The 14,968-nt window shown below is 70.2% G+C and carries 14 protein-coding genes; 5 read left to right on the top strand and 9 right to left on the bottom strand.

The window, feature by feature from the left end:
* Positions 1–360: inorganic phosphate transporter (locus Q4A22_RS06790; protein WP_303178003.1), on the top strand; the 360-nt coding region annotated here is incomplete at its 5' end.
* Positions 361–469: 109 nt separating this feature from the next.
* Here Q4A22_RS06790 and pstB read toward each other — a convergent pair.
* The 4 genes from pstB to pstS form a co-directional block, all read right to left on the bottom strand.
* Positions 470–1,249: a phosphate ABC transporter ATP-binding protein PstB gene (pstB, locus tag Q4A22_RS06785; RefSeq protein WP_303178001.1), complete on the bottom strand. Its 780-nt coding sequence runs from the start codon at positions 1,247–1,249 to the stop codon at positions 470–472.
* Between the two features lie 37 nt (positions 1,250–1,286).
* On the bottom strand, positions 1,287–2,405 hold the full coding sequence (gene pstA / locus Q4A22_RS06780) for a phosphate ABC transporter permease PstA (RefSeq protein WP_303177999.1): 1,119 nt from the start codon (positions 2,403–2,405) through the stop codon (positions 1,287–1,289).
* A complete protein-coding gene (gene pstC, locus Q4A22_RS06775; RefSeq protein ID WP_303177997.1) occupies positions 2,405–3,352 on the bottom strand; it encodes a phosphate ABC transporter permease subunit PstC in 948 nt (315 codons plus the stop codon). Before pstC ends, pstA begins: the two co-directional genes overlap by 1 nt.
* Before the next feature lie 145 nt (positions 3,353–3,497).
* On the bottom strand, positions 3,498–4,607 hold the full coding sequence (gene pstS, locus Q4A22_RS06770; RefSeq protein WP_303177994.1) for a phosphate ABC transporter substrate-binding protein PstS: 1,110 nt from the start codon (positions 4,605–4,607) through the stop codon (positions 3,498–3,500).
* 256 nt (positions 4,608–4,863) lie between these two features.
* Between pstS and Q4A22_RS06765 the strand changes: the two genes are divergently transcribed.
* The 3 genes from Q4A22_RS06765 to disA all read left to right on the top strand — a co-directional run bounded on the left by Q4A22_RS06765 (position 4,864) and on the right by disA (position 8,732).
* On the top strand, positions 4,864–6,021 hold the full coding sequence (locus Q4A22_RS06765; protein ID WP_303177992.1) for an aromatic acid exporter family protein: 1,158 nt from the start codon (positions 4,864–4,866) through the stop codon (positions 6,019–6,021).
* A gap of 63 nt (positions 6,022–6,084) precedes the next feature.
* Positions 6,085–7,476 carry a DNA repair protein RadA gene (gene radA, locus Q4A22_RS06760; protein ID WP_303177990.1) on the top strand — a complete coding sequence of 464 codons (1,392 nt, stop codon included), beginning with the start codon at positions 6,085–6,087 and terminating at the stop codon, positions 7,474–7,476.
* Between the two features lie 179 nt (positions 7,477–7,655).
* Positions 7,656–8,732: a DNA integrity scanning diadenylate cyclase DisA gene (disA, locus tag Q4A22_RS06755; protein WP_303177988.1), complete on the top strand. Its 1,077-nt coding sequence runs from the start codon at positions 7,656–7,658 to the stop codon at positions 8,730–8,732.
* A gap of 23 nt (positions 8,733–8,755) precedes the next feature.
* Here the strand turns inward: disA and Q4A22_RS06750 are convergent, their stop codons facing one another.
* The gene (locus Q4A22_RS06750) at positions 8,756–9,493 is read right to left on the bottom strand and encodes a hypothetical protein (protein WP_303177986.1); all 738 of its coding nucleotides are present in this window, start codon (positions 9,491–9,493) and stop codon (positions 8,756–8,758) included.
* Between the two features lie 25 nt (positions 9,494–9,518).
* Between Q4A22_RS06750 and Q4A22_RS06745 the strand changes: the two genes are divergently transcribed.
* Entirely contained in the window at positions 9,519–10,511 is a 993-nt protein-coding gene (locus Q4A22_RS06745) for an A/G-specific adenine glycosylase (RefSeq protein ID WP_303177984.1), read from the top strand.
* Here Q4A22_RS06745 and Q4A22_RS06740 read toward each other — a convergent pair.
* The 4 genes from Q4A22_RS06740 to Q4A22_RS06725 form a co-directional block, all read right to left on the bottom strand.
* Positions 10,495–11,013 carry an amino-acid N-acetyltransferase gene (locus Q4A22_RS06740; RefSeq protein WP_303177982.1) on the bottom strand — a complete coding sequence of 173 codons (519 nt, stop codon included), beginning with the start codon at positions 11,011–11,013 and terminating at the stop codon, positions 10,495–10,497. The two genes, Q4A22_RS06745 and Q4A22_RS06740, sit on opposite strands and share 17 nt — an antisense overlap.
* Before the next feature lie 135 nt (positions 11,014–11,148).
* Complete coding sequence (locus Q4A22_RS06735) at positions 11,149–13,767, bottom strand: ATP-dependent Clp protease ATP-binding subunit (protein WP_303177980.1); 2,619 nt, start codon at positions 13,765–13,767, stop codon at positions 11,149–11,151.
* A gap of 330 nt (positions 13,768–14,097) precedes the next feature.
* Positions 14,098–14,439 carry an Lsr2 family protein gene (locus tag Q4A22_RS06730; RefSeq protein WP_303177978.1) on the bottom strand — a complete coding sequence of 114 codons (342 nt, stop codon included), beginning with the start codon at positions 14,437–14,439 and terminating at the stop codon, positions 14,098–14,100.
* 229 nt (positions 14,440–14,668) lie between these two features.
* Positions 14,669–14,941 (bottom strand): hypothetical protein, encoded by a 273-nt coding sequence (locus Q4A22_RS06725; protein ID WP_303177976.1) that lies wholly within the window; start codon positions 14,939–14,941, stop codon positions 14,669–14,671.
* Positions 14,942–14,968 lie beyond the last annotated feature (27 nt).

Raw genomic sequence — 14,968 nt, 5'->3', positions numbered from 1 at the left:
CTGTCCGTGCTGGTGGGCGGGTGCCTCGGCCTCGGCACCCTGCTGGGCGGCTGGCGGATCTCCTACACCCTGTCCACCCGCGTGGTCTCCCTGGACCCGCTGCGCGGCGCGGTGGCGCAGACGGTTGCCGGAACCATGCTCTTCGTGGGCGGCTTCCTCTCCCCCATCCCCCTCTCCAGCTCCCACGCGAGCACCGCCGCCATCCTCGGCGCGGGGTCCGCACAGCGCTTCCGCACCGTGTACCACACCACCCTGGTGCGGGTGCTGCTCACGTGGGTGCTCACCGTCCCCGTCTGCGCCCTGGTGTCCGCGACCCTCTTCCTGGCCGCCTCCCCCCTGGTCCCGGCTCCCGGGGTCTGAGACCCGGTCGGCGGCGGCGGCGTCGTCGTGATCCCTGAGACGGCGCGAGGCCGGCGCGGCATCGTGGATGCGGCGCCGGCCTCGGTCCGTGGGAGAGCCGGGTGGCGGATCAGCCGAAGCGGCCGGAGACGTAGTCCTCGGTCTCCTTCTTCTGCGGAGTGTTGAAGATCTCCGAGGTGGGCGAGTACTCGATCAGGCGCCCGGGCTTGCCGGTGCCCTCGATGTTGAAGAAGGCGGTCTTGTCCGAGACGCGGGACGCCTGCTGCATGTTGTGCGTGACGATCACGACCGTGTAGTCGGTCTTGATCTCGTTGATCAGGTCCTCGATGGCCAGGGTGGAGATGGGGTCCAGCGCCGAGCACGGCTCGTCCATGAGGATCACGTCCGGCTTGACCGCGATGGCGCGGGCGATGCACAGCCGCTGCTGCTGACCGCCGGAGAGCCCCGACCCGGGCTTGTTGAGCCGGTCCTTGACCTCGTTCCACAGGTTGGCACCGCGCAGCGAGCTCTCCACGAGGTCATCGGCCTCGCTACCGGAGATCCGCTTGTTGTTCAGCTTCACACCGGCCAGGACGTTGTCCCGGATGGACATGGTGGGGAACGGGTTGGGGCGCTGGAACACCATGCCCACCATGGAGCGCACCGTCACCGGGTCCACGCCCTTGCCGTAGAGGTCGTCCCCGTCCAGGAGGACCTTGCCCTCCGCGTACGCGCCCGGGATCACCTCGTGCATGCGGTTCAACGTGCGCAGGAACGTGGACTTGCCGCAGCCGGAGGGGCCGATGAAGGCGGTCACGGACCGCGGCTCGATGTTCATGCTGACGTCCTGGACCGCCAGGAAATCACCGTAGTAGACGTTGAGGTGTTCGACGTCGATGCGTTTCGACATGGTTGTCATTCCTTCGATCAGGTGGGTCGGTGGGCGCTCAGCGGCCGGCGGTCTTGGGCGCGAACGCCCTGGCGATCAGGCGCGCCACGAGGTTGAGCAGCATCACGATGATGATGAGCACCAGCGCCGCCGCCCAGGCCCGCTGCAGGGAGGGGTCGGGGTTCGTGGGAGACGTGGGGTTCATGATCTGGTAGTAGATGAACGTGGGCAGGGTGGTCATCCACCCGGAGAACGAGTTCCAGTTGATGGCCGTGGCAAAGCCCGCGGTGACGAGCAGGGGCGCGGTCTCACCGATCACGCGCGCGATCGCCAGGGTCACGCCGGACGCGATGCCGGAGATGGCCGTGGGGATCACCACCTTCAGGATGGTCCGCCACTTGCGCACGCCCAGCGCGTAGGAGGCCTCCCGCAGCTCGTTGGGAACGATCCGCAGCATCTCCTCCGTGTTCTTGACCACCGTGGGGATCATCAGGACGGTCAGGGCCACGGCGGCCACGAAGCCGGTGCGGGTGGACGGGCCCAGGATCATCCCGAACAGCGCCGCGGCGAACAGGCCCGCCACGATGGAGGGGATGCCGGTCATCACGTCCACGAAGAACGTGATGACCTTGCCCAGCCAGCCCCCGCGGGAGTACTCCACCAGGTAGATGGCGGTGAGCAGTCCGATGGGGACGGACATGATGGTGGCCCAGAACGTGATGGAGACGGTACCCACGATCGCGTGGTACGCGCCGCCCATGACCTCCGAGGAGCCGTGGGCCTTGTTGTCCTGGAAACCGGTGACCCCGTTCATGGAGGTGAGCAGCATGCTGGAGGTCATCCCGGGGATGCCCTTCGCGAGCACGGTCCACAGCACCGAGACCAGCGGGATCACGGCGAGCACGAAGGCGGCGTAGACCAGGAAGGTCATGAGCGAGTCGGCCCCGGCACGCCTGCCCTCGACGAGTGTGACCGCGAGCGGGCCCACCACCAGGAAGATGACGGCTGCGAACAGGGCCCACAGGGCGATGCTGAAGCCGAGCAGCGCCGAGAGCGCGGCACCAGCCACGATCGCGACGACCCCGATCACGGGGATCAGCCACTTGGGCCGCTGCCCACGGGTGAGCTTGGACTGTCGGACCGGGGAGACCCCGGGAGTGTTCGTGGACGTGGACATCAGTTGGCCCCCGAGAATTCCTTGTAGCGGGCGATGATGGCGCGCGCGATCATGTTGACCACCAGGGTGATGAGGAACAGCACGAGACCGGCGGCGATCAGCTCGGAGAGCCGCAGACCGTAGGCCTCCGGGAAGTTCAGGGCGATCTCCGCGGCGATGGTCTGGTTCCCGGACTTGATGAGGGAGGCGATCATCGGCCCCGAGGAGAGCACCAGGGCCACGGCCATGGTCTCACCGAGCGCGCGCCCCAGGGCGAGCATGATCGAGGAGATGATGCCCGGCCGTGCGAACGGCAGCACGGACATCCGGACCATCTCCCAGCGCGTGGCCCCCAGTGCCAGCGCGGCCTCCTCGTGTAGCTTGGGGGTCTGGGTGAAGATCTCGCGGGACATGGAGGTGATGATCGGCAGGATCATGATGGCGAGCACCACGCCGGCGGTGAGCAGGGTCTTGCCGGTCTGGGAGGCCGGGCCGGAGAAGATCGGGATGAATCCCAGGTGCTCGCTCAGCCAGGTGAACAGCGGCACGAGCGCCGGGGCCAGCACCGTGGCGCCCCATGCGCCGTAGATCACGGAGGGGATCGCGGCGAGCAGGTCGATCACGTACCCCACGGGCTTCGAGACCCTAGCCGGGGCGTAGTGGGAGATGTAGAGGGCCACCAGGATCCCCACGGGCGTGGCGATCAGCAGGGCGATGACCGAGGCGATGAGCGTGCCCACCACGAGCGGCCAGATGTAGGTGAAGAACCCCTTGCCCCCGGTGATGTCCGCGGGCGCCGCGGTGAAGGTGGGCAGGGCCTGGAGCAGCAGGAAGATCGCCACGGCCGCGAGGACCGCGAAGATCAGGATGCCCGCGGCCAGGCTGAGGCCCGAGAAGATGGAGTCACCCGCACGACCGGCCGCCGTGGACGCGGTGGCCCGTTTGCGGGTGCTGACGGTGGTGGACATGGAGCAGTCCCTTCGATCAGGTGGGGTGGGTGCCGGGCGGGCCGCCGTCCAGCCCTGAACGCGGCGGGACGGATCGGACGTCGGCGTGGTGGCGGCGTCGACGCAGTGGATGCGCCGACGCCGCCGTCACCGGTGGGGAACCGGGTCAGCCCTTGGCGGAGATGGTGTCCACCGCGGCCTTGGCCTTGTCCCGCAGGGACTGGGAGAGCGGGGCGGAGCCGGCGGAGTCCGCGGCGGTCTTCTGCCCGTCCTCGGAGATCACGTAGGACTCGAAGGCCTTGACGAGGTCCGCGGTCTCCTTCTTGTCGTACTGGGAGCACACGATGTGGTAGGAGATCAGCACCAGCGGGTAGGCGCCGGCCTCCTTGGTGTCGCGGGCGATATCGATCGCGAGGTCGTGCTCGCTGCGGCCCTTGACCTGCGAGGAGACCTCCACAGCCTTGGCGGCGGCTTCCGGGGAGTGCTTGACGTACTCGTCCCCCACCTTGATGGCGGCGGTGCCCAGGTCACCCACGGCGGAGGAGTCCGCGTAGGTCACCGCGCCCTCGGTGCCGGAGGTGGTGGAGACCACGCCGGAGGTGCCCTTGTTGTTCTCACCGGCGTACTTGGAGGGCCAGGCCTGGTCCGCCTCGTCGGTCCAGTCCTTCGGCGCCGCCTTGCTCAGGTAGTCGGTGAAGTTCTCGGTGGTGCCGGAGTCGTCGCTGCGGTGCACCACGGTGATGGCGGTGCTGGGGAGATCGGCGTCCGGGTTCTGCTTCTTGATCTCGTCCGCATCCCACTTCTTGATCTCACCCTTGAAGATCTTGGCGATGGTGGGCGCGTCCAGGTTCAGGGAGTCGATGCCGGGCAGGTTGAACGCCACGGAGATCGGGGAGACGTACACGGGCAGGTCCATGGCGCCGCCGTCACCGCACTGCTTCTTGGCGTCCGGGAGCTCCTTGTCGGCGAGGTACGCGTCCGAGCCCGCGAAGTTCGCGCCGCCGGCCAGGAACGCCTTGCGGCCCGCACCGGATCCGTCCGGGGAGTACTGGATGGTGGCCCCGCTGTTGGAGGACTGGAAGCCGTTCTGCCAAGCGGTCATCGCGGCCTGCTGCGACGAGGCGCCGATGCCGGTGAGCGTGCCGGAGACCCCGCTGCTCTCACCGCCACCGCTTCCGCCGCCGTTGCCGGTGGCGTTGTCGGAACCGCAAGCGGTCAGAGCGAGGGCACCGATGACGAGGACTGCGGCCGAGCGGCCGACGTGCGAAACCTTCACTGTTTCTCCTTCGAGAGCATGGACCGGCGATTCCGGCGTGTAGCGGAGACGCCGCGACACGGCGTCCGTGGTCGCTGCACTCGCAGCGCGCCCGGCGCCGACGCTAACCACCGGACGTTTCCAGAGTCGCCCGGGAAGGTGAACGGCCGATGAACAACCTCGGTGTCGCGCCCCGCGCACCGGGTGCACGGGGAGCACCGCGGAGGCGGCTCGCGCCCGTGCGAACCCGTCCCCCCGCCCCGCCTAGGATGGCCTCATGGCGCCCACGGAAGCAGATCAGCCCCGCTCCCGGCTGCGCCGCGTCCGCGGGCTCGTGGCACGCCGGGCGCGCACGGGCTGGACCCGGATGAGCGCGGGCTTCTTCCAGGCGGTGCAGATGACCGTGGCCGCCGTGGTGGCCTACGTCATCGCAGAACGGCTGCTGGGTCACCACGGGCCGATCTTCGCGGCCACCGCCGCCTTGGTCTCCCTGGGCTACGCGAAGGGCGGGCTGCGGTACCGGCGGGTCCTGGAGGTCTCGCTCGGCTGCACCCTCGGCATCATCATGGGAGACACCCTGATCCACCTCCTGGGCCCGGGCGAGTGGCAGGCGGGGGTCGTGCTGCTGGCCTCCCTGCTGCTGGCCAGGTTCCTGGACAACGGCGGCATCTTCACCACCCAGATGGGCCTGCAGTCCGTGCTGGTGGTGCTGCTGCCCCCCTCGCAGGACGGGGTCTTCGGCCGGTCGCTGGACGCCGTGGTGGGGTGCCTGTGCGCGCTGCTGCTGGCCTACGTGCTGCCCCAGGACCCCCGCCGGGAGCCGCGGCAGGACCTGGGGGTGCTCATCACCGAGTTCACCCAGATGCTCACGGACTGCTCCCACGCCGTTGCGGACACCGACTCCCGTCTGGCCTGGCACGCCCTGGTGCGGGGCCGCCAGACCCAGCCGCTCGTGGACTCGGTGCGCACGGGGCTGCAGGGCTCATGGGAGATCGTCCACGCCTCCCCCATCCACAGGCGGCACCGGCGCGAGATCGACGAGCTCTCCGAGAGCATCCGCTACCTGGACCTCGCGGTGCGCAACTCGCGGGTCTTCGCCCGCCGGCTGGCGTCCGTACTCAACCGGGTCACCCTGGCGGACGAGGCCGTGACCTCCCTCTCCGAGGCTCTCTCGGACCTCTCCGACGCCGTCCTGAGCCTGGGCCACGCCCTCAACGAGGGCCACCCGCAGAGCCGGGAGAGCTACCTGCGCCAGACCCGCAACGAGCTGATCTCGGTGGCACGGCGCCTGGAACCGGCCGCCATGGGCATCCGCACCATGGAGGGCGAGGCGCTGGTCCTGCTGCTACGGCCCATGGTGGTGGACCTGCTGGAGGCCACGGGTGTGGCCCACGAGACCGCCACCGCGCACCTGCCCCCGCTCGGTCACGGCTGAGCCCGCGGACGACGCCGCCGGGGCGGCTTATGCGCGTCGGAACGGGCTCCTAGCGTGGGCACCATGGCCACGAAGACCCGCAAGCAGTCCACCACCTACCGCTGCTCCGAGTGCGGGTGGACCACCGCCAAGTGGGTGGGGCGCTGCGGTGAGTGCCAGGCGTGGGGCACCGTGCAGGAGACAGGGTCGGAGCGTGAGCTCGGGCGGACCCGGGCCGCCGCCACGGTGACCTCGCCCGCGCAGCCCATCGGCGCCGTCGACTCCTCCCTGGCGCAGTTCACGCCCACGCGGGTCCAGGAGCTGGACCGGGTGCTGGGCGGCGGGCTGGTGCCCGGTGCGGTGATCCTGCTGGCCGGCGAGCCGGGGGTGGGCAAGTCCACCCTGCTGCTGGACGCCGCCGCCAAGGTGGCCGGCGGGGAGTCCCCGCGCACGGTGCTGTACGTGAGCGGCGAGGAGTCTGCGGCGCAGGTGAAGCTGCGCGCCGAGCGGATCGGGGCGCTGTCCGACTCCCTCTACCTGGCGGCGGAGTCGGACCTCTCCGCGGCCCTGGCACAGGTGGAGTCCCTGTCCCCGGAGCTGCTGATCGTGGACTCCGTGCAGACGCTCGCGAGTCCGGAGATCGAGGGCTCCGCGGGTGGGGTGAGCCAGGTGCGGGAGGTCACCGCGAGCCTCATCCACGCGGCCAAGACCCGGAACATGACCACGCTGCTGGTGGGCCACGTGACCAAGGAGGGCTCCATCGCGGGGCCGCGGCTGCTGGAGCACCTGGTGGACGTGGTGTGCCAGTTCGAGGGCGACAAGCACTCCCGCATCCGTCTGCTCCGGGCGGTGAAGAACCGCTTCGGCCCCACGGACGAGGTGGGCTGCTTCGACCTGGAGGAGAACGGCATCCGCTCCGTCTCGGACCCCTCCGGGCTCTTCGTCTCCCGCACCCCCGTCCCCGTGGCGGGCACGTGCCTGAGCGTCACCGTGGAGGGCCGCAGACCTCTGCTCGCCGAGGTCCAGGCGCTGCTGGACCGCTCCAGCACCTCCCAGCCCCGGCGAGCCACCTCCGGCCTGGACAGCTCCCGCGTGGCCATGCTGCTGGCCGTCCTGCAGCGCAGGGCCGGTGTGGCCCTGGCCGCCATGGACTGCTACGTCTCCACGGTTGGGGGCGTGCGGCTCACCGAGCCCGCCACGGACCTCGCGGTGTGCATGGCTCTGGCCTCCGCGGCCCAGGACCGACCCCTGCCCCAGCGTCTCGTGTGCTTCGGGGAGATCGGTCTCGCCGGGGAGGTGCGCCCCGTGCCGGAGATCAACCGCCGGATCCAGGAGGTGGCGCGACTGGGCTTCACCCACGCCGTGGTCCCAGCCTCCCCCAGCGGCCCGGGGAAGATCCCCCCGGGATTCTCGGTCCGGGAGGTCACCACCGTGAACCAGGCCATGGAGCTGCTCTTTCCCCCGCGCCAGGGCTGAGGCGCCGCGCCCGCTGCCCCGCGCGAGACCGGTGCACGGGGCGGTACACGAGAGGGGTACACGGGGGGCACGGGGCAGGGGGACACGGAGCCCCTGCGCCCACGTCGCCCCTGGTCAGCGCCGGGCGCCCCCTTGCTGGGGGCGGTCCGGGTGCGGCTGCCCGACCGTAGAATGAAGGCGTGGTGAACTCTCGTGAAGCAGCGTTGCGCAAGACCCTCGCCAGGGTCTCCCCCGGCACAGAGCTGCGCACCGGTCTGGAGCGGATCCTGCGGGGCCGCACCGGCGCGCTGATCGTCCTCGGCGTCGACCGCTCCGTGGAGTCGCTGTGCTCCGGCGGGTTCGACATCCACACGGACTTCACCCCCACCAAGCTGCGGGAGCTCGCCAAGATGGACGGGGCGATCGTGTGCGACAAGGACGCCACGCGCATCCTCAAGGCCGGGGTCCAGCTCATGCCGGACGCGAGCATCCCCACGCAGGAGTCCGGCACGCGGCACCGTTCCGCGGAGCGCACGGCCAAGCAGACGGGCGTGCCCGTGATCTCGGTGAGCGCGTCCATGAGCGTGATCACCATCTACAAGGACGAGTACCGCTACGCGATCGAGGGCTCGCAGGCCATCATGGCCCGCGCCAACCAGGCCCTGCAGACCCTGGAGCACTACAGCAACCGGCTGGAGCAGGTGCTGGGAAGCCTCTCCGCGCTGGAGATCGAGGCGGCCGTCACCGTCCGGGACGTGGCCCTGACCCTGCAGCGCATGGAGATGGTCCGCCGGATCTCCGAGGAGATCGCCTGGTACGTCCTGGAGCTCGGCTCGGACGGCCGGCTGATCTCCCTGCAGCTGGAGGAGCTCACCGCGGGCACGGGACCCGGACCGGATGTGGTGCTGCGCGACTACCTCCCGGAGGCCACCGCACCGGAGGTGGTCGAGGGGTCACTGGACCAGCTCGCGGAGCTCTCCCCCGCCGAGCTCGTGGACCTGCAGCGGGTGGCGGTGGCCGCCGGTCTCACCGGAGCGCAGGCCACCCTGGAGACGGACCTGCACCCCCACGGCTACCGGCTGCTGGAGGGCATCAAGTCCATGCCCGGAGCGGTGGCCAAGCGGCTCGTCTCCCAGTTCGACGGCCTGCAGTCCCTCATGGCCGCGAACCTGGAGGACCTCATGTCCGTGGACGGCATCGGCGAGCAGCGCGCGCGCACGGTCCGGGAGTCCCTCTCGCGCATGGCGGAGACCAGCCTGCTGGACCGCTTCATGTGAGGTCGCCCGGCTCCCGGAGCGGGTCACTGCAGCACGAATGCGGCGGGAGCGCTCGTGGTGTCCCCCAGGGTGGCGGTGAGCTTGTAGTACCCCGCCGCGGCCTCGGCCTGTCCCGCGGGGCAGCCCTGCGCGGTGCGGGTGCGGTTCCAGCTCAGCCTGGCCGTCTCCTTCGCCCCGGCGTCCAGGGTGAGCTTGCGGTCGTCGCCCCCGGCGGCGCAGTGGCGGGAGTCGAAGACGGTGTCCGAGCCGGAGACCACCGTGAACACCATCTTGCTGGTGCCGGCGTCCACGGTGCACGGGTGGTTGCCCGTGTTCTGCAGCGTCATGGTCAGGACCGGCTGCTCCTTCGCGGCGTAGGTCTCCTTGTCCGTGGAGGCGGTGACCGAGAGGTCAGCCCCGCACGCCGGGACGGCCGTGCTGCTCGGGCTGGGGGTCCCCGGGGCGGAGGAGGATGCCGAGCCGGAGGGATCGGGCCGCGGCGTGAAGTCCGCGAACTTCTGCTCCGGGTCGGCGGTGGCCTGGGCCGTGGCTGCCGGACGCTGGGCGGCCGCGTCCTGCGCGGTGTCCTGTCCGCCGGAACCGGTCACGGCCCGCACGCCCCGGACCACACCCACCACGAGCAGCAGCAGGAGGAGGGCGATGACCGCGAGCGCCACCAGGCGGCGTCGCCGGTAGACGTGCGCGGGAAGCCTGGCCTCCGAGCCCCCGCCCCCGGTGGTGGACGTGGGGGGATCGTGGTGCTCGGAACCGTGGGAAGCCATGGTCTCCAGGCTACCGTGGACGGTGATGAAGCCGAACGCCGAAGCACCTGAAGCCCTGGACCCGCGGGCGCTGCCCGGCATCCGCCACGCCGTGGTGGCGTGGTACGGGAACCACTCCCGCGTCCTGCCGTGGCGAGCCGCGGACCGCTCCCCGTGGGGCGTGCTGGTCAGCGAGATCATGCTGCAGCAGACACCCGTGGTGCGGGTTCTGCCGGTGTGGCGGCGCTGGATGCAGCGGTGGCCGCATCCGGGGGACCTGGCCGCGGCGGCGCCGGCGGACGTGGTGCGCGCGTGGGACCGGCTCGGCTATCCCCGGCGGGCGCTGCGGTTGCACGCGGCGGCTCAGCGCATCCGGGACGAGCACCACGGTGTGGTCCCCGAGGACCATGCCCAGCTGCTGGCCCTGCCCGGGATCGGGACGTACACGGCGGCCGCCGTGGCGGTCTTCGCGTTCGGCCAGCGCCACACGGTGGTGGACACCAACATCCGCCGCGTGGAGGCCCGGCTGTTCTCGGGACGTGCGCTGCCCGGGCGCTCCCTGACCGCGGCGGAGACACGGCTCGCGGACGCCGTGCTTCCCGCGGACGTGGCGGAGTCCGTGGCCTGGAACCAGGCCGTGATGGAGCTGGGGGCACTCGTCTGCACGGCTCGCGCCCCGAGGTGCGAGGAGTGCCCCGTGGCGCACGAGTGCGCGTGGGTGGCCGCCGGCAGCCCACCCGCCGAGGAGGTTCCCCGCGCCCAGGCCTGGCACGGCACGGACCGGCAGGTGCGGGGCGCCATCATGGCGGTGCTGCGCGCGGCGGAGGAGCCCGTGGCGAAGCCCCTGCTGCTCGCGGACGCCGCCAGCTCCGAGCAGCTGGCCACGGAGCACGCGGCCCCGCCGGAGGTGGTGGTCGAGCGGCTCACCGCGCTGTGGCGCCTGAGCGCGCCGCTCGAGCAGCGCGAGCGGGCCCTGACCGGCCTGGTGCTGGACGGGCTCGCGGCCGAGGGCCGGGACGGGGTCAGTCTGCCGGGCTGAGGGTCCGGATCATGCGGGTGTTGCCCAGCGTGTTCGGCTTCACCCGTGCAAGGTCCAGGAACTCCGCCACGCCCTCGTCGTGCGAGCGCAGCAGCTCCGCGAAGACCTCGGCGGGAATGGTCTCCTGGTTCGCCATGACCTCGAAGCCGTGGGCGGCGAAGAAACCCACCTCGAACGTGAGGCAGAAGACCCGGCCCACCCCGAGCCGCCCGGCCCGCTCCAGCAGCTCGCGCAGCATCCGCCCGCCCACACCGTGCCCGCGGGCCGCGGGAGAGGTGGCCAGCGTGCGCACCTCCGCGAGGTCCTCCCACATCACGTGCAGGGCCCCGCACCCCACCAGGGCACCGGACTCGTCCTCCGCGACCACGAACTCCTGGATGCTCTCGAAGTAGGTGACCGTGTCCTTGGTGATCAGGATGCGCTCGGCGGCCATGGGTGCCACGAGCTCCTTGATGCCGGGCACGTCGGACGTCCTCGCGGGACGGATGCGGATCTCAGCCATGCCCCCGACTGTACGCGGGGCCGGCCGGGCCCCGGGTACGCGAGCGGGCGGCGTCGCCCACCGCTGTGGTGGACGATGCCGCCCGCTCGTCACCCGTAAGAGGCCCTCACCGTCGCAAGGGCCTCACCGCAGGTCTCAGGCCTGCGCCTGGGCCGCTCCGCCCCCGGTGTCACCGCCGGTGTGCGGTGAGCGGGGGACGTCCTTGCCGGACTGGCTGTCGTTGCTCTCCGAGAGGGTGGGGGTGTTCTCGATCTCCCGGATCTCCTCGTCGGACAGCTCGGACATGGGCGTGGAGGAGAACGTGAAGGTGGCGTCGTCACCCTCACCCTCGACACCCACGGTGATCTTCTCGCCGGAGGCGATCTCACCGAACAGGATGCGCTCCGAGAGCTGGTCCTCGATCTCCCGCTGCATGGTGCGGCGCAGCGGGCGGGCACCCATGGCGGGGTCGTAGCCCTTCTTGGCCACGAGCGCCTTGGCGGCGTCCGTGAGCGTGATCGACATGTCCTGCTCGCGCAGCCGCTGCTGCAGCCGGGCCACGAACAGGTCCACGATCTGGACGATCTCGCTCTCGCTCAGCTGCGGGAACACGATGATCTCGTCCACGCGGTTGAGGAACTCGGGGCGGAAGTGCTCCTTGAGCTCCTCCTGCACCTTGGCCTGCATCCGGTCGTAGGAGGTGGCGGCGTCCCCGCTGGCCTGGAAGCCCACGGGAACCGTGCGGGAGATGTCACGGGTGCCCAGGTTGGTGGTCATGATGATCACCGTGTTCTTGAAGTCCACCACGCGCCCCTGGGAGTCGGTCAGACGACCGTCCTCCAGGATCTGCAGCAGGGAGTTGAACAGGTCCTGGTGCGCCTTCTCGACCTCGTCGAAGAGCACCACGGAGAACGGCTTGCGGCGGACCTTCTCGGTCAGCTGGCCGCCCTCCTCGTAGCCCACGTACCCGGGAGGGGCACCGAAGAGCCGCGAGACGGTGTGCTTCTCCTGGTACTCGGACATGTCCAGGGTGATGAGGGCGTCCTCGTCGCCGAAGAGGAACTCCGCGAGCGCCTTGGCCAGCTCGGTCTTGCCCACGCCGGTGGGCCCGGCGAAGATGAACGAGCCACCGGGACGGCGGGGATCCTTCAGACCCGCACGGGTGCGACGGATGGAGCGGGACAGGGCCTTGATGGCCTCGTTCTGCCCGATGACGCGCTTGTGCAGCTCGTCCTCCATGTGCAGCAGCCGCCCGGACTCCTCCTCGGAGATCTTGTACACGGGCACGCCCGTGGAGGCCGAGAGGACCTCGGAGATGACCTCGGGGGTGACCTCGGAGATCTGGTCGTCCCCCTCGCGCCAGGCCCTGTCCTTCTCGTCCCGCTCCGCGATGAGCTTCTGCTCGGTGTCGCGCAGGGAGGCGGCCTTCTCGTAGTCCTGGCCCTCGATCGCCGCTTCCTTGGCGGTCTTGGTCTCGGAGATGCGCTCGTCCAGGGCCTTGATCTCCGGCGGGGCCGTCATGCGCTTGATGCGCAGCCGGGCGCCGGCCTCGTCGATCAGGTCGATGGCCTTGTCCGGCAGGAACCGGTCCGAGACGTAGCGGGCGGACATGTTCACGGCGGCCTCGAGTGCGTCGTCCGAGATGGACACGCGGTGGTGCGCCTCGTACTTGTCCCGCAGCCCCTTGAGGATCTCCACGGCGTGGGCCTCGGAGGGCTCGTCCACCTGGATGGGCTGGAAGCGCCGCTCCAGGGCGGCGTCCTTCTCGATGTGCTTGCGGTACTCGTCCAGGGTGGTGGCACCGATGGTCTGCAGCTCACCACGGGCCAGCATGGGCTTGAGGATCGAGGCGGCGTCGATGGCACCCTCGGCGGCACCCGCACCCACCAGGGTGTGGATCTCGTCGATGAACAGGATGATGTCCCCGCGGGTACGGATCTCCTTGAGCACCTTCTTCAGGCGCTCCTCGAAGTCGCCGCGGTAGCGGGAGCCAGCCACGAGCGAGCCGAGGTCCAGCGTGTAGAGCTGCTTGTCCTTCAGGGTCTCCGGGACGTCGCCGCGCACGATGGCCTGGGCCAGGCCCTCCACCACGGCGGTCTTGCCCACACCGGGCTCGCCGATCAGCACGGGGTTGTTCTTGGTGCGTCGCGAGAGGACCTGCATGACGCGCTCCATCTCGCGGTAGCGCCCGATCACCGGATCCAGCTTGGACTCGCGGGCGGCCGCGGTGAGGTTGCGCCCGAACTGGTCCAGCACGGCGGAGCCGGCCGGGGTGCCCTCGGCGCGACCGCCGGAGCCGACACCCGCGGCCTCCTTCTCGCCGCCGGAGCTGCCCGACTGGTACCCGGAGATCAGCTCCAGGACCGTGGCGCGGACCTTCGCGGGATCCGCTCCGAGCTTGACGAGCACCTGGGAGGCCACGCCCTCGCCGGCGCGGATGATGCCCAGCAGGATGTGCTCGGTGCCGATGTAGTTGTGCCCCAGCTGCAGGGCCTCGCGCAGCGAGTGCTCGAGCACCTTCTTGGCACGGGGCGTGAACGGGATGTGGCCCGAGGGGGCCTGCTGGCCCGGTCCGATGATGTCCTGGACCTGCTCGCGGGCCGCGCTGAGGGTGATGCCGAGGGACTCGAGGGCCTTGGCGGCCACTCCCTCGCCCTCGTGGATCAGCCCGAGCAGCAGGTGCTCGGTGCCGATGTAGTTGTGGTTGAGCATCCTGGCCTCTTCCTGGGCCAGCACGACCACCCGGCGGGCACGGTCGGTGAAGCGTTCGAACATGGATACTCCTTCATTGATCTCTGCCCACGATGCTAGGCACCTGGCGCGGGGCCATGGGCACTGTTCGCCACTGGCGCACGGTGTCCAGCCCTCAGCGCAATCGCCCCCTGCGCCACCGCCCAAGGCCCCTCCCGGGGCTCCTGCGGCGCACCCCACCGGCACGTACGACGACGGCCGGAACACGTCCCTGGGGACGCGTTCCGGCCGTCGTGGCTCACCGGGGGCGAGGCAGTCACCCCACCGGGAGACCTCACCCCACCCGCGGCGCCTCCGGTCTGCCCGGTTCGGTGCCGCGCGCGGGGCAGCACCGGGATGCCGGTGCGTGAGGACTCAGCCGTTGTGGGCGGCGTAGTACTTGTCCTGGATGTCCTGGTGGATGCGGCCCCGGTCCGAGACCGGCAGGCCCTGCTCCTTGGCCCACGCGCGGATCTTGGGCGTCTCGGGGTTGCCGGAACGGCTGGGACGCGTGGTGGTGGCGGTGCTGCGGGTGTTCTTCGCGGTGGCGCGACGACCGGCTGAGACGTACGGGCGCAGCGCGTCGCGCAGCTTGGTGGCGTTCTCCGTGCTCAGGTCGATCTCGTACTGGCCGCCGTCGAGCCCGAAACGCACCGTCTCGTTGGCCTCGCCGCCGTCGATGTCGTCCTCCAGAATGATTTTCACGGTCTGAGCCATGGTCAGCTCCTCCAAACGCCCAAAGGGCTGCGTCGATCAATTGTTCGTGTGAGCGCATTCGCACTGTGCTGTGGCGCGCAGTGGTGTTTCCCGCGGTGGCGTTCCGTTTTCCCGTAAACATCGTGTGCCACGCCGGTGGGAAAAGGAAAACGCCGCGCGGAAGCGATCGCTGTCGCGGAATGACGATAGCCATCATTGCACGAGACCGGCGAAATGTCATCACGGCGGTTTATCGGTCGTTGCGCTCTTCGGGAGAATTACGAATGGGAATGCTGCCGCGCAGACCCAGTCCCCGCTGCGCCCGCGGGTTTTCCTCCTCGTGCCCGAAGGGCGAATTCTCTCCCTCGCGCTCACTCACGGCGCGGTACCACTGCTCGGCATCCTCCTGGGCATGCTTCTGCGCGCTGCGCTCCGTGCGGTCCCCCCGCAGCAACCAGCGCATGACCAGGTAGAACACCACACCCACGCCCACCGAGGGCGCAAAGACGGCCAGATATTCCATGGTGTTGGTGATCCTTTCCGGGACTGA

Source organism: Kocuria sp., from assembly GCF_030530945.1.
In the GTDB taxonomy this organism is placed as follows: domain Bacteria; phylum Actinomycetota; class Actinomycetes; order Actinomycetales; family Micrococcaceae; genus Kocuria.
The sequence above is the reverse complement of the archived record's forward strand: the minus strand, read 5'-3'. Positions and strand labels throughout refer to the sequence as shown.

Bases quoted from the DNA above. Each gene is read 5' to 3' on its own strand.
- Q4A22_RS06750 (WP_303177986.1), bottom strand. From the start codon at position 9,493: ATGGCTTCCCACGGTTCCGAGCACCACGATCCCCCCACGTCCACCACC.
- radA (WP_303177990.1), top strand. From the start codon at position 6,085: ATGGCCACGAAGACCCGCAAGCAGTCCACCACCTACCGCTGCTCCGAG.
- Q4A22_RS06730 (WP_303177978.1), bottom strand. From the start codon at position 14,439: ATGGCTCAGACCGTGAAAATCATTCTGGAGGACGACATCGACGGCGGC.
- Q4A22_RS06740 (WP_303177982.1), bottom strand. From the start codon at position 11,013: ATGGCTGAGATCCGCATCCGTCCCGCGAGGACGTCCGACGTGCCCGGC.
- Q4A22_RS06735 (WP_303177980.1), bottom strand. From the start codon at position 13,767: ATGTTCGAACGCTTCACCGACCGTGCCCGCCGGGTGGTCGTGCTGGCC.
- pstA (WP_303177999.1), bottom strand. From the start codon at position 2,405: ATGTCCACGTCCACGAACACTCCCGGGGTCTCCCCGGTCCGACAGTCC.
- pstB (WP_303178001.1), bottom strand. From the start codon at position 1,249: ATGTCGAAACGCATCGACGTCGAACACCTCAACGTCTACTACGGTGAT.
- Q4A22_RS06765 (WP_303177992.1), top strand. From the start codon at position 4,864: ATGGCGCCCACGGAAGCAGATCAGCCCCGCTCCCGGCTGCGCCGCGTC.
- Q4A22_RS06725 (WP_303177976.1), bottom strand. From the start codon at position 14,941: ATGGAATATCTGGCCGTCTTTGCGCCCTCGGTGGGCGTGGGTGTGGTG.
- pstC (WP_303177997.1), bottom strand. From the start codon at position 3,352: ATGTCCACCACCGTCAGCACCCGCAAACGGGCCACCGCGTCCACGGCG.
- Q4A22_RS06745 (WP_303177984.1), top strand. From the start codon at position 9,519: ATGAAGCCGAACGCCGAAGCACCTGAAGCCCTGGACCCGCGGGCGCTG.